This is a genomic window from Crateriforma spongiae, assembly GCF_012290005.1.
Taxonomy (GTDB): Bacteria; Planctomycetota; Planctomycetia; order Pirellulales; family Pirellulaceae; genus Crateriforma; species Crateriforma spongiae.
Genome location: NZ_JAAXMS010000002.1, coordinates 665,335 through 679,440, shown reverse-complemented (window position 1 = coordinate 679,440; position 14,106 = coordinate 665,335). Strand labels below are relative to the sequence as shown.

General features: G+C 58.8%; 9 protein-coding genes. 2 read left to right on the top strand and 7 right to left on the bottom strand.

Translation table 11 applies throughout. The annotated features are described in order from the left end of the window. Window positions 1–17 precede the first annotated feature (17 nt). Window positions 18–245 carry a hypothetical protein gene (locus HFP54_RS06665; protein ID WP_145303641.1) on the bottom strand — a complete coding sequence of 76 codons (228 nt, stop codon included), beginning with the start codon at window positions 243–245 and terminating at the stop codon, window positions 18–20. 517 nt (window positions 246–762) lie between these two features. On the opposite strand from HFP54_RS06665, the gene HFP54_RS06660 reads away from it, so the two are divergent. Then, window positions 763–1,170, top strand: coding sequence for a hypothetical protein (locus tag HFP54_RS06660; RefSeq protein WP_197135813.1), 408 nt, complete (start codon window positions 763–765; stop codon window positions 1,168–1,170). 57 nt (window positions 1,171–1,227) lie between these two features. Here HFP54_RS06660 and HFP54_RS06655 read toward each other — a convergent pair whose 3' ends face one another. The 6 genes from HFP54_RS06655 to HFP54_RS06630 all read right to left on the bottom strand — a co-directional run bounded on the left by HFP54_RS06655 (window position 1,228) and on the right by HFP54_RS06630 (window position 11,294). Further along, a complete protein-coding gene (locus HFP54_RS06655) occupies window positions 1,228–2,055 on the bottom strand; it encodes a sugar phosphate isomerase/epimerase family protein (protein ID WP_146410440.1) in 828 nt (275 codons plus the stop codon). Between the two features lie 225 nt (window positions 2,056–2,280). Beyond that, window positions 2,281–6,402: a hypothetical protein gene (locus tag HFP54_RS06650; RefSeq protein ID WP_168564507.1), complete on the bottom strand. Its 4,122-nt coding sequence runs from the start codon at window positions 6,400–6,402 to the stop codon at window positions 2,281–2,283. 124 nt (window positions 6,403–6,526) lie between these two features. Continuing rightward, window positions 6,527–6,766: a hypothetical protein gene (locus HFP54_RS06645; protein ID WP_146410442.1), complete on the bottom strand. Its 240-nt coding sequence runs from the start codon at window positions 6,764–6,766 to the stop codon at window positions 6,527–6,529. Between the two features lie 406 nt (window positions 6,767–7,172). Next, a complete protein-coding gene (ettA, locus tag HFP54_RS06640) occupies window positions 7,173–8,852 on the bottom strand; it encodes an energy-dependent translational throttle protein EttA (protein ID WP_146410443.1) in 1,680 nt (559 codons plus the stop codon). 147 nt (window positions 8,853–8,999) lie between these two features. Then, window positions 9,000–10,595, bottom strand: a complete 1,596-nt coding sequence (gene guaA, locus HFP54_RS06635) for a glutamine-hydrolyzing GMP synthase (protein ID WP_146410444.1) — start codon at window positions 10,593–10,595, stop codon at window positions 9,000–9,002. A gap of 108 nt (window positions 10,596–10,703) precedes the next feature. After that, window positions 10,704–11,294 carry an RNA polymerase sigma factor gene (locus HFP54_RS06630; RefSeq protein WP_168564506.1) on the bottom strand — a complete coding sequence of 197 codons (591 nt, stop codon included), beginning with the start codon at window positions 11,292–11,294 and terminating at the stop codon, window positions 10,704–10,706. A 471-nt stretch (window positions 11,295–11,765) separates the two neighbouring features. Here HFP54_RS06630 and HFP54_RS06625 point away from each other — a divergent pair, with 471 nt between their 5' ends. Beyond that, a complete protein-coding gene (locus tag HFP54_RS06625) occupies window positions 11,766–14,015 on the top strand; it encodes a sensor domain-containing diguanylate cyclase/phosphohydrolase (protein WP_168564505.1) in 2,250 nt (749 codons plus the stop codon). The last annotated feature ends 91 nt before the right edge of the window (window positions 14,016–14,106 follow it).

Here is a 14,106-nt window from a genome sequence, read left to right as displayed (position 1 = left end):
GGAAAAAGGGCGCGATGTCAGGCCCAATCCAGACCGGTCAGCCGTCGCAAACGTTCTTCGAAATTTCCCAGCAATCCGCCCACCAAAACCCAGCCATCGGCGCGACGCAATTCGATTTCGCCGTACTTGTTGATGCGGACGATGGAATCACCGGTCACGCCGGCTTGATGCAACTCTTTGAAGTCGATTTCGCCTTCGTTCACAACGTCAAGCAGCGTCTTGCCGGTCAGCTCGATGAATTGCATCGCGATGCATCCTGGGATTTCGATCGAGAAAGAATAGGAAAAGTAGGGGACAGTGTTTGGTCCGGTCGATCGCGGCCGTTTCGGCATCCGTCACGCAGGCTGGAAAAGGGGCCGCCTGAGCCAAGTTCGCGATCAACACCAAACACTGCTACGGTGGGTGGAGTCCGGCCATCAAAGCCGTGGCTATCAATTTACACCGGGTGGTGTATCTGGCGATATCGGGGATCATCGCCCAACCACCGTCGTCGAAGCGACCACGTCGCATTCTAGTTCGACGAAAAAAGGGGACATGAAAAAAACAAGGGACCCCATTTCCGCCTCAGCGCGCATTGGTGTCGCCACGGGGGCCATGCGGATTTCACGCTATTTACGTCTGGCAATTATCTTTGGTATCCCCGCAGGAATGGGCCGTGCGGAACGTCGGCGTTTCCTTGATCTGGAACGCGGCACCGGGCACCGGCCGACCGCCAGTGGTTGCCGGGCGATGGCCTTCCCCTGACACGTTGGGAGGCAAAACATGTCATCGATCTTTACGGTCTATTTGATCGCCGCAGCCGGTCTGCAATCAGCTTCTTCGGCTCACCGCCAAGTGGCCCGCGTCGACTTGATTGAACTGAATCATTTCGTCGACGAAGAAGGCCGCGAAGTCTTTCGGCAACTGATCTTTTACGATTGGTCCGATCAACAGAATCGTTTCTTGGTGCGTTCGTGGCGATTGATCAAGTCAGCCGATCATCTGCCCAAGCGTTCGTGGAATCCGCGAGGCTATTTTGCGTCGTGGCGTGAAAACGGCAGCATTCGAAGAGTCGAAGCCAGCCAGTTTCGCGAAACGTGGACACAGAAAGATCCGGAGAAACAGAACCGGCGTTGGCTGCCAGAGGATCAACGCAAAGCGTTGTGGGCCGAAAAGCCGGCAAGCCGTTGATTTGGCCTGCCACCTGACAGTGCTGCGAAACGCCGATCGGTCGCGTGCACCGATCGGTTAGGAAAGCGTCGCTCGGGTGGCATCGGGCAACACGCGATCCAAGAACCCTTTCGCGTGATCCAGGATGCAATCGTACTGAAGCGTTTCGACGTCTTCGCCGATGACTTCGACTTCGATCGGACCGCGATAGTTGTGCATCCGCAGCGTTTGCAACAACGTCGCAATTGGGACGTTGCCTTCGCCCAACAAGCAACGATTCATTTCGCCCAGCGGGCAATGATGGCCGTCGCCAAGCTGCAACAGACGCAGGTGCGGGATCACGTCCGGTAACCAGCGGACGATGTCGTCGTCCATCCCGACATGATACGTATCCAACGTCACGCCCAGGTTGGGGCTGCCCACCGCGTCGATGATTTCCAGGCAAGATTCCAGGTCGTTGATGAACGACCATTCGTAACCGCACCCGGGATGAATCGGCTCCAACGACAGGGTGACGCCGAATTCTTCGGCCACGCAGCTGACACGTCGCAGTGCTTCCAGCAAGGTGCGTCGCACGTGATTGCGGATGTGATTGTTGCGGCCGCCTGCGAGAACGATCAGGGTGCCGGCACGTAAGTTCGCTGCTTCACGAATGGCGACCATGGCATCGTCAACAGCCTCGTCGAACCGACGGCCGTCGCTGCCGGTAAAACCACCGGCCCAACTGAGCGACGTGGCGCTCAGCGACGATTCGGCCAATAGTTCAACCGTCCGGTCCAAGCCGAAGTCCTCCAGCTTGGGACGATAAATTCCGATGCCGCTGAAGCCTCGATTCGCGTACGCCAGGGCGTCATCCTGCATGTCCCAGCGAAGCGTCGAAAGCTGATTGATCGCTAACGTGTTCATCCGTGCGAGTGTCGATCTCCCGTCGTCCGAGCTGAGTTTCTTTCCGGGGCGTGGCGACCGTTTACGGTTGCGTCCCTGGTTCGTCGTGCCGCTGATGTCAGCGGCAGGAGTATGCCTGTCGTCGCGATCATTGTAAAGATTTGTTTGGCGTCAAAACGACCGACGCCAAAAGTTTCGGTGACAAGTTTTGATGCGACAAACGGAAGGATTCACCGGAGCGGGGCGTTATCGTCGGTGTGGCAAACGCCGGCCTTGCGTGCTGGCAACGGCCAACTGATTGTTCAATTCGTCCAACGACAGCGTGACGTAGCGAATGGTCATCAAAGCTTGCGGATCGATCTCACTAGCCGCCGCTTGTTTTGCTAGCTTTTCAACTTCGTTTTCCAGTGCGGTCAACCATGCCGGTGTATCCAAACCGACGCCGGCGGGCGTTTCGGCCAACTGTTCGGCTTCTTTTTCCAGCAGTTCGAACTCGGTGCACAACGTGTCATCTTCGGCGGCGTCCAGCGACGGTGCGACCAAGGCACGCATGCGGTCGATGGTCATGGGACGCGCGAAGCGTTCGCTGATGCGGTCGGCGACGGTCGGCATTCGCATCGCGTATTCTTTTTGCAGCTTCTGTAATTTTTGAACGTAGACCTCGGCTTCGCTGCCGATCCGCTCGCTTAGCGAACGTCGCCAGATCATGGCGGCCTGATCCATTCCCGCGTGCACCAAGACTTCGTGTGCCCACATGACGGGCTTCAGGTTCCAAGCGATTCGTTCGTAGCGAGCCCGGAGTCGCAAGAAATCCAAGAACATGTAAATCAGTTCGCCACGATCACTTTGCGTCGTGGTGCTGTTGTAGTCCAGGTATTCGGCATGGTGGTCGAACACCGATTCGTAGACCAGCGTGATCGCCCGCGATGCGGCGTCGACGGTGGTTTGGCCAGACAACAGATCGTCGAACAATCGCGTGTCTTGCAGTGAATCGTCGCCTTCCTTGATCGCGCGCTGCAACCACGACGAAACGCCTTGGTGCAATACAGCACGGATGTTGCCCAATTGCAAAAAGACCTGCGTGAACAACGGATCGCCGTAACGATCGATGAACGACACCAGCGAATCCCATTTCCGGGGATCGGTCACGGTTTCCAGCGGGGATAGCCGCAGCGTCTTGCTGTGTTCCAGCCAACTGCCCAGCATGATCTCGGTCAAGCGTTCGAGCGCAGGGATCAATTGTTCGGCCAAGCGTCGGTCGTGACCGATCGCCAAATCACGTCGCGCCTTGACCGCTTTTTCATCGACGTCGGTTCGTTCCGATGAGGATGTTTGGTGAGCTTGACGCACCGAGTGCACCACGGTGGAAACCAACGCGCGAAAACCGTCGGCGAACAAACCGTCAAACTCGGTGACCGCGCCGACGCCGATCGGATGATGCTGTTCCATCAGCCGTGCCGTTTCGATCAAGCGGCACGTTTCAATGATCAGTCCGCGTCGCGGCAGCCAATGGACTAAGTGCCGCAAGACGCGTTGCCGCAATCGCGCGACATAGATTTTGACGGGATCACCACCACGCGACAGTGGAATGTACAGCAGGCTTTTGTTGTGGATGACATCCAGGAATTCGGGAAACAACAGCCTGGCGTTTTCTGAGTTTCCGGAAATTAGTGCCGCAAACAATGCGACCGCTTGCGGATCATCCTCGGGGAACCGATCGGTGATCTCGCCGTCCGGTTTGCCCGACATCGCGTCAATTGCGGCGCACAGCAAGCGACGCGTGTCACTCATTTCGACCGCCGTGCCGATGACTCGTTCCATCAAAGAATCACGTAACAACCGTGTCCGGTCGTACGCTTTCATGGATTCCTTGTCGGTCCCGGCGGGTTTGATTTTGTAGTTGCGAATGTCATCCAACAGTTCCAGCAATCCGATGCGGTTTTCCCTTGCGCGGTCGGCCCAGGACGTCAGGTAGTCCAAGCTTTCCTCGGGTGCATCGTCTGGTTTGCTGGCGTGTCGGCTGACCAGCATGTCGGCGGCCAACGCCCACATGCGTGCCAGGGATTGCAAGAAGGCCAAGTGTTCGGTCAGACGTTTCGATTCGCTTTGCAGTTCGGTCTGGCTGCCGTTTTCTTCGCCGAACTCAAAGACGGCCCCTTCATTGCCGTCGTCAGTGGAATCTTCGTAGGTGACGTTTTCGTAGGCTGCGGCGTACGGGTTTTCTTCCTGGTCGTCTTCGTCCCATCCGTCCGCTTCGTTGGCTGCGGTCAGTTCCGCATTCCAATCGACCGAATCACGGGATTTGCGGTGGCCGTTGCTGCCCAAGTTGAATTCAGGCGCCGACCAATACTGTTCCGCGTTGGCTTCGTAGTAGTCGAACAGTTTTCGAACCAATGCCCAGTCCGGCGGTACCGAATCGTTCGCCGTGTCGGTTTCCGATCCATCGGCATCGGTCGTGGCCGTTTGCTGACCGCGGACGCGCAGCAGCCAGCGTTCGGACAACCGCGGCAGCGAACTACCGCCTTGGGAAAGACCAATTTCGTCGGCCCGACCCAGCCAGTGAACCAACAACGCCATCGCGGGAACAAAGTCCATTCGTTCCAACAGAGCCGAGATGACCAACGTGTAAGCACGCGGCGAATCGAACAGGTCGGCGTGTGGCGCCCAGAATTTCACATCTCCCGCCGCCGCACCGCCGCGGTGCCAAAGACGCAAGGCACGCGAAACCAACTTAGCCGACTCGTAGGATTCCAGCGGATCGGTCGCTTCGATCGAATCGATCGTGTGCGCGGCGAATTGACGCCACCATTCGGCGATCCGTCGATACAGTTTTTCCAGATGATCGTAGGCTTCGGTTTCGTCGCGTGCCGCCGCTTCGCTCCAGACACGCGCGATGTATCCGAAAAGCTGGTCCATCACATACAGGATGTCATCGACCCGCCCATCGTGGACCGAGTTTTCCGGCCCGGGGTACAGCGAAAAATTGCCACCGAATCCCAGGATGTCCCACGGGTCGATCAGGGCGCCGCATTGAATGGCCCGCTGCAAACGTTGGAATGCGTCATCAACAACGTCGACCGCAACCGACAGCCGACCGGCACGCAGGGCTCGCAAACCCGCGGTGACGTCACAATCAATCTTGGACAGCAGCCGGGCCGACGGAACCGCCACGACATCGGATTGTCGTTTAGCGGCGTCGGGATATCCCATGCGGGCGTACAAACGTGCCAGTTGGGCGTGCTGGACCTGTGTCGCGCGACGTTTGGCCAGCGAAGCGTTCAGGTACTGTCGTGCGGCGCCGAAAGGTTGGTGATGCGTTTGTTGTTCGGACACCAACCGCTGGGCATGGTCGGGGGCGATCTGGGTCAAGCGATCTTTGTAGAACGCATCGCGATATCCCGCGATGGGTTTCATCAACGAACCCAATGTGATTTCGCTGCCATATGCCGCCGGCCCCCAGCCGCTGATTCCGGAAGCCATCAGGATCGTGCCGGCCAGGACCGATGCCGATTCGACCAGCAATTCCTCGCGGCTCAGTTCCGAAGGCTCGTTGACCCGATCCAGCAACGCATTGAGTGTGACCTGCCGCAGCACAAACCGGTGAAAGCATCCGTCGTCTCCGACGCTGCGATCATCCCAACCACCGAAGTGATAGTTGGGGCGTCGATTGACGGGGTGATCAAAGTCATAGGCTCGCGGATCGAATGCCAATTCATCCAGACGATCCAGGTCCAGGCCCGCGGCGCGACAAATCGATTCGTCGGTATCCCGTAGCGTTTGCAGGGTCAGTTCGATGATCGCCTGGTACGGACCGGCCGAAACACCGACGTCGCGCAAATACAGCGGAATCGGGCGGACGAATTCGTGGGGGTACGGTTCGCCACGCCGGTTTTCCAACGTGGCGACCGGGCGATAACCCACATAGTCGTTCAGCCGATCGATCGAAGCAGTGACGACATCGGCGTCGTTGCCACGATCCAAATGGCACAGGATCGCCTCAGCCGCCTTGGCCAGAAAGAACCCGTTGAATACGTCTTCGGGCTCTTGATGAAAGAGCAGGTCGCTGTGGAAGTCCAAATAGGCCGGCAGCAATTCGCTCCATAGCAACCGCACGACACGGTCGGCTTGTTGGTGATCGGCGAATGCGGCTTGGTCCTTCTTCAGCTGCCGCAGCGTGTTGCGAAGCCATTCCTTAAGCACCAGCCATCCCGGCATCCCGATCAATGCGTTCTCACCGATCGCCTCACCGTAGACCGTGTTCCAAGCGGCCAGCGTTGTCAGGTCTGTCTTTCCCGAGGAAAAATTCAGGTACCCGGCAAGACGCTGCAGCGGATCACGAAGATTCTCCGGTACGGCGGGTAGCAACATGGGACGAAGGGGATCACTCGAGGTGATGGTTAGTGGCTGGGGGCAAGATTCAAGCCACGGGGGCAGGGGATCGTGGGGCGGGGCAGGACGATGTGGATCTGGTATCCGGGGGCAGGGGCTTCGCTTACTTGGACGACTTGGTCTTGCCGGCTTTCTTTTTCCCGGTCTTCTTCTTGGCCGATGCTTTGGCGGGCTGCGACTTGGCGGCCTTGGCTTTGGTAGCTTTCGGCTTAGCAGCTTTCGCCTTCTTGGTGGTCTTGGTCTTCTTCTTGCTCGACTTGGACGAGGTGCCGGTTTGGCCACCAAAGATCGCGTCCCAGCCTTCGCTGTATTTTTCGTTCGTGCCGACTCGCAAAATCGTCATGACTTCTTCGGGTTATTGATAGGGGTAGGGGAAAGGTGTTGGGGAAATGGAAGGGAGGCGGGCGGACGTTGCCACGCGGCCGACGCCAAGTAGGTCCGGGGCACCAGCGGATTGGTTCGCTGGTCCCGTCGACCGTGACGGGGAAAGCCGGCGTCATGCGACTTGCTTCGCCCCAAAGTTCGCCAAAGCGGCCGATCGAATCCGCCCCATCGCCGCGTTCTGTATTCGGTTGGCAAACGGGGATATTCGGGTCGCAACGGCGTTCACGTGTCCCCCCCGCCCACGCAAACGTCGGCGTCGGGGGGAACACGAATGGTTGGCAACGCGCGGGCACGGCCACGGTTACCAGGAATCGGGCGACGCCCCGATCGGGATGCCGTCGCGCCGAAGCGGTGGCAAGATTTCGCTAGGTCGCGTGGATGCTTTTGTAGCGAGACTTGCGGAATTCTTCTTCGCTGACCGATCCCAGTCGTTCGCGGAGATTGCGTTCGTAGTCGTCAAAATTCCCTTCGAACCAAGTCACGTTGCCATCGCCTTCAAATGACAGGATATGCGTGGCAAGCCGATCCAGGAACCAGCGGTCGTGGCTGGTGACGACCACACAGCCGGCGAAACTGGCGATCGCTTCCTCCAAGGCGCGTAGGGTGTCGACGTCCAAGTCATTGGTCGGTTCGTCCAACAACAGCACGTTGCAACCTTTTCGCAGCAACGACGCCAAGTGCACACGATTGCGTTCCCCGCCCGATAGGGTGCCGACCTTTTTCTCTTGGTCAGCCTTCTTGAAATTGAAACGCGACACGTAGGCACGGGAATTCAGGTGGCGGCCGCCCATTTCCAGGCTGTCATAACCGCCGCTGATTTCCTGATACACCGTCTTGTCGGGATCCAATGCGTCACGGGATTGATCGACGTAGCCCAAGTCGACGGTTTCACCGACACGGATCGAACCATCGTCCGGTTCGTCCTGGCCGGTCAACATGCGGAATAGGGTTGTCTTGCCCGCCCCGTTGGGGCCGATGACGCCGACGATTCCGCCCGGGGGCAAGCGAAACGACAGGTCTTTGATCAAGACCTTGTCGCCGAACGCCTTGCTGATGTTGTTGGCTTCGATGACGACTTCGCCCAGCGGTCGGCTGGCGGGGATCTGGATTTCCAGTTCGTCGGGACGGTCTTCAAACGCTTGAGCGGCCATCTGTTCATACGACTTGATCCGTGCCTTGCTTTTGGCTTGGCGAGCCTTCGGGCTCATGCGGATCCATTCCAGTTCGCGAGACAGGGTTTTTTCCCGCGCCTTTTGTTGACGTTCTTCCAAGGCCATCCGCTTGGCACGGTTTTCCAACCACGCGGTGTAGTTGCCTTCGAACGGGATCCCCTTGCCGCGGTCGATTTCCAGAATCCACTGGGCCACGTTATCCAAGAAGTAACGGTCGTGCGTCACTGCGACGACGGTTCCGGGATACTTTGCCAAGTGTTGTTCCAGCCAGAACACCGATTCGGCGTCCAGGTGGTTGGTCGGTTCGTCCAACAACAACAGATCGGGTTGGCGGATCAGCAACTGGCAGATCGCAACGCGGCGTTTTTCGCCGCCCGACAATTTGGTCACGTCGGCGTCACTGGGCGGCAGGTTCATGACCTCCATCGCGACTTCGACTTGACGGTCCAGTTCCCACAGGTTGTGCGTGTCGATGGTGTCTTGAAGCACCGCCATTTCATCGCACAGTTTCTGCATCTGGTCGTCGTCGGTGACTTCGCCCAGCAAACCGCCGATTTCGTTGTAGCGATCCAGAATGGCTTGACGTTCGGCGACCGCTTCTTGAACGTTTTCGAAAACATTCTTGTCCGGATTCAGCGGTGGTTCCTGTGGCAGATAGCCCGCGGTGAAACCTTTGCCCAGCCGCGCGGTGCCATCGAATTCGTTGTCTTGGCCGGCCATGATCCGCAACAGCGTCGACTTACCGGCGCCGTTGGGACCCAGGACGCCGATTTTGGCACCCGGATAGAACGCCAAGTGGACGTTGTCCAGAACGGTTCGCTGGCCATGCTTTTTGGTCAGGCCTTCGATCTGATAAATGAACTGTGTACCCATAAGGAAGCTGTAAGCGATGAGCTACTAGCGACAAGAAAGTGGTGAATCGGATGAAACCCGTGACAGCGGTTTGGTCACGGACGTTGGATTGTTTGAATCAACGGTTGGGGTTGCCTGAATAGGTTGATCGCCGCGATGCGTCGGTGATCATTCCCATTCGATGGTCGCCGGCGGTTTGCTGCTGATGTCGTAGCAAACGCGATTGATGCCTTTGACTTCGTTGATGATTCGCGTGCTGATCTTGGCCAGCAAATCGTACGGCAGGTGGCTCCAGTCGGCCGTCATGAAATCGTCGGTGTTGACGCATCGCACGGCGACGGCGCGGTCGTAGGTTCGGGCATCGCCCATCACACCGACACTTTGCACGGGCAACAGAACGGCGAACGCTTGGCTGGTTTCTCGATACAGTCCGGCGTCTTGGATTTCCTGGACGACGATGGCATCGGCTTCCCGCAGGATCGCCAATTTGTCTCGGGTGACTTCGCCCAGGCAACGGACAGCCAACCCGGGGCCGGGGAAAGGGTGTCGCCATACCAGGGATTCGGGCAACCCCAGTTCCAAGCCCAGACGCCGGACTTCGTCTTTGAACAAATCACGCAACGGTTCGATCAGTTCGAATCCCAGTTCGTCCGGCAAACCACCGACGTTGTGATGCAATTTGATGGTGGCCGCCGGACCATCGGGGTCGGCCCCACTTTCAATGACATCGGGGTACAGCGTTCCCTGGGCCAAGAAGTGCGCGTTTTCAATTTTCTCGGCTTCGTCTTTGAAGCATTCAATGAACGCGTGACCAATGCGTCGACGTTTTTCCTGCGGTTCGGTGATGCCCGCCAAGTCGGCCAGGAATCGATCTTCGGCGTCGACCACATGCAGGTCGGTTTTGAAGTGATTGGAAAATTCGTCGATCACCAACGACTGTTCGTTTTTCCGTAGCAATCCGTTGTCGATCAGAATGCACGACAACTGATCGCCGATGGCACGATACAAGAGCGCCGCGACGACGGAGGAATCGACGCCGCCGCTGAGCCCACAAATCACACGCCGATCGCCCACGATTCCACGGATCCGCTGGACCGCTTCGTCGGCGAAGTCGGACAAACGCCACGAATCTTCGCAACCGCAGACGCCGCGGACAAAGTTCCGCAAGATCTGGCTGCCCAGCGGTGTGTGGGTGACTTCCGGGTGGAACTGCATGCCGAAGATCGGACGGCTGCGGTGACGGATGGCGGCGAACGGGCAGGTCGGGGTGGCCGCCAAGGTTTCGAATTCGTCGGCGATCGCGCTGACTTGATCCCCGTGGCTCATCCAAACTTCGATCGATTCGGGCAGCCCGGCGAACAGACCATCCGACACCTGCACGTTGCAGGACGCGCGGCCGTACTCGCGGCTGGGCGTGTGGTCGACCTTGCCGCCCAGTGCGGCACACGCCAATTGCATCCCGTAGCAAATGCCAAGGACGGGGATGCCCAAGTCGAACAACGCCGGATCACATTGCGGGGCGCCGTCCTGGTAAACGCTTGACGGACCGCCCGACAAAATGATGCCTTTGGGGCGGAGTGCCGCGATTCGCTGGGCCGTTAAATCATGGCGAACGATCTGGCAGTAAACGTTTTGTTCGCGGACGCGACGCGCGATCAGTTGGGCATACTGGGATCCAAAATCCAGCACCAAGATCCGCTGATCGGTTAATTCTCCGGCGACCGAAACGTCCGCTGACGACGACCGGGTTTCTGTCGAACTCATGCCCGTATATCCCGTGACTTGGCACTCTGGCTAATCCGGGATTCTAGGAAACGGTGCGCGATGTCCCAAGGGGCAACATCACGCGGCATGCGGCAAACGTTCGGGTGATCAGCCCGATTCGGTGGCCGTTCGGTCTCGCCGGTTCGAATCGTCGCGTAGCTTTTGGCGGGCGCGACTGAGCAGCGATCCGATGCTGTTTTCCGACATGCCGACCGTCTGGCCGATTTCCCGGTACGACTTGCCTTCCAGGTGATACATCCGCACCGCGTCGGCTTCGCGGGGGTCCAAACGCAAAATCATTTGTTCCACCCGGTCGCGGTCGATCACCCGTTCGATCGACGTGTCGGTGGCGGCTTGCCGATCCAGCTGTTCGCCGGCGACCGAGGGCGGTTGCTTCTGAAACGACACCAGACGGCGGACGATCACCCGCCGCGCGATCACGGCCAAATAGGTCGCCAGGGAACAATTCCGCCGAAAGCGACGCAGCACCGCGCGATCGTTCTGCAGCAGGACGACGAAGACTTCCCCGACCAGGTCCTTTTCCGTTTCGCGATCCAACGTCAACCCACGCGACTGCGCCGTGTGATGGGCGACGTGAATGACCAAGCCTAGAAACCGGTCGACGAACTTGTCCCAGGCCTGCGGGGCACCGGCCAAGCAGCGTTCGAGCAGACGAAAATCGACTTCGGAAAGACTCACGGGGCGGTAACTTTGAAGAGAAGACGCTTCGATCCGTCGTCGTCGCAGGGATTATTTTGAATGCGAGGGGCAATGGCGGGACGCCGGCGACCGTGCAGGAGCGGGACGCCAATCACAATGATAGTCGCCTGGCCGCAGAAGTCGCAGCGATCGCTGGCGGCTTGCCCGTCCTTTTTTCCTGTCCACCCGATCCCGCCCGATCGGGCGGGAATGCGGAAGTGACGTGCTTTTTTGTATACTGCGTCGCGACGCCGGTCTCGTTGAGGGTGCGTGTTTTGAGCGTTTTTGGTCTTGTGGAGGGGTTGTGCAACGACAACGTCAGCTGGAGGTGACGGATTTCGGCAAAACGTCCGGATGGGGGCTTTTTGAGGGGCATTCTGACCTAGGTTTCATTCAGCGGGAGGGCTGATTGTCCAACAACGGCACCCGCAATCGACGGACCCACGCTCACAACTTGACCGACCAACCCCCATGTCCGACCTGAATCCATCGTGCCCTCTGGAATCTTCGGCAAACCCCGCCTTTGCACCCGTGGTGGCCGCGTCGCCCGCTGCGTCTGACCCAACGAATCCGTCGGTCGCACCGCCGGAATCACGCGTGGGGGATCTGCTGGCGGGGCTGCGCGAAAACGCCTTAGCACCGGCCGATTCGGGAACTGCGTCCCAGGAAGCTAAATTCGAAAACCATTTGGCGATGGTTCGTCTGGGCATGGCGACATCGCTGTACTACGCATTGCGCACCAAGCACGCACCGACGGCTGCACACTGCTTGCGTGTTGCCTTGGCGTGTTCGGCCTGGGCGCAGCGTCTGGGGTTGAACGACGAGTCACGCGATCGCATCGAAGTCGCCGCGCTGCTTCACGACTTGGGCAAAATTGGGATCCCCGATCGGATCCTGCGTAAGCCTGGAAAGCTTTCGGTCGACGAACAGTTGGCGATGGGCACTTGTCCGCAAATCGCTTGCGAAATCTTGCGTGGATGCACCGCGGATACGGAATTGTTGGACATCATCCGCTACGCGGACACTTGGTACGACAGCCGCCGCCAGGACGAATCGATGCGTGGCGACGCGTTGCCGTTGGGATCGCGAATGCTGTCGATCGCCAGTGCTTTTGACGCGATGACGACTGACCAAGTTTATCGGCCGGCACTCAGCCGCGAACGCGCGATCAGCGAACTGATCCGAGGCAGCGGCACACAATTCGATCCGGAATTGAGTTTGGATTTCGGCGTGATGCTGGAACAGCGTCCCGAGTTGCTGCAGGGGGCCGTCGTCAATCGCTGGCTGCAGAAGTTGGGCCAAGATGTCGATCGTCCGATGATCGGTGGCGACGCCGCAGCGTTACAGGTCAACACGCAAACCACCCGCAAGTACGTCAAGCGCCGCGACGAGTTCTTCCTGGAACGTCTGTCGGATCACATGACCGAGGGGATGGTGTTCGCCGACGGCGAAGGCACGGTCGAGCGTTGGAATCACGCGATGACACGGATGACGGGCATCGCCGCCGACGCGATCATCGGCCAGCGTTGGAAGGATGAAACCCTGCGTTTGCGGGATACCGATGGAACGCGATCAGGATGCCCCGTGACGGATTGTTTGCGCGGCGGAGGCCAGGTTTCCAAGAAAATGATGATCGAGCGTCCCGGCAAAGATCCGTTGCCGGTGCACATTCAAGTGTCGCCCGTGATGGGCAGCGAGCCTGGATTGCAGGGCGTCGTGGTCATCCTTCACGACTTGTCCGACAAAGCCGACTTGGAACAGCGTCTGGAAAAACTGAACAACAAGGTCACCCGTGATCCTTTGACCGGGGTGGCCAACCGTGCCGAATTCGATCGGCAATTGTTGGAACTGACCGAGTCAGCCAAATCCGGGGAAGCGACGTTCAGTTTGGTCATTTGCGACATCGACCACTTCAAACAAGTCAACGATGTGCACGGTCATCCGGCCGGTGACGATGCTTTGGTTCAGTTCGCCCGTTTGCTGGAATCGCACAGCCGCGACGACGATTTGGTGGCCCGTTATGGGGGCGAAGAATTTCTGTTGTTGTCCGCCAACTGTGACAACGCCACGGCGACTCGGCGTGCCGAAGCGGTTCGGCAAGCGTTGGAAGTGATGCCGCTGAAGAGCATCGGCAACGACTGTATCACGGCCAGCTTTGGCGTCACAGAATTCCAGTCCGGCGACACCAGCCAAACCATTTTGGCACGAGCCGATCGCGCCCTATTGCAAGCCAAATCCAATGGCCGAAACCGCGTGATCCAACTGGGCAGCGGCCGTGCCACCGATGCCAGCGAATCGGTCGGTAAACGATCCGGTTGGCTGGGCTGGCTGGACGGAAACCGCAAGGCGGCCAAGGAGGAGTTCGTCGTGCTGACGACGGTTCCGCTGGAATTGGCCGTGGAAAAACTGCGCGGCTTCATCGCCGACCATCACGCGGAAATCATCCAGGTCAAAGCCGACCAGTTGGAATTGCGAGTCAACGCCCTGTGCAGCAGCGGCGGCCGACGTGTCGCCGACCAGCAGATCACGTTGCAGGTGTTGTTGACCCTGAGTGATCAGATGAGCGGGGCACGCGTGCGTCAAACACGTGTGCACGCCCATATCCGCCCGGTCCGCAACCGTGACCGCCGTCGTCGCGAACTGCACGCCTGTGTTTCGCAGGTCGTCAGCAGTTTGAACTGCTATCTAATGGGCCAGGTGCAATCGGCCGAGGAAGCCTAGACTCGTCGCCACGGCTGGTCTGTCAATGTCCTAGCCCGCTGCCGCTGACGGTCGCGGTCATGGCCCCCCGTTTCGCCACCGCTGGGCGAAC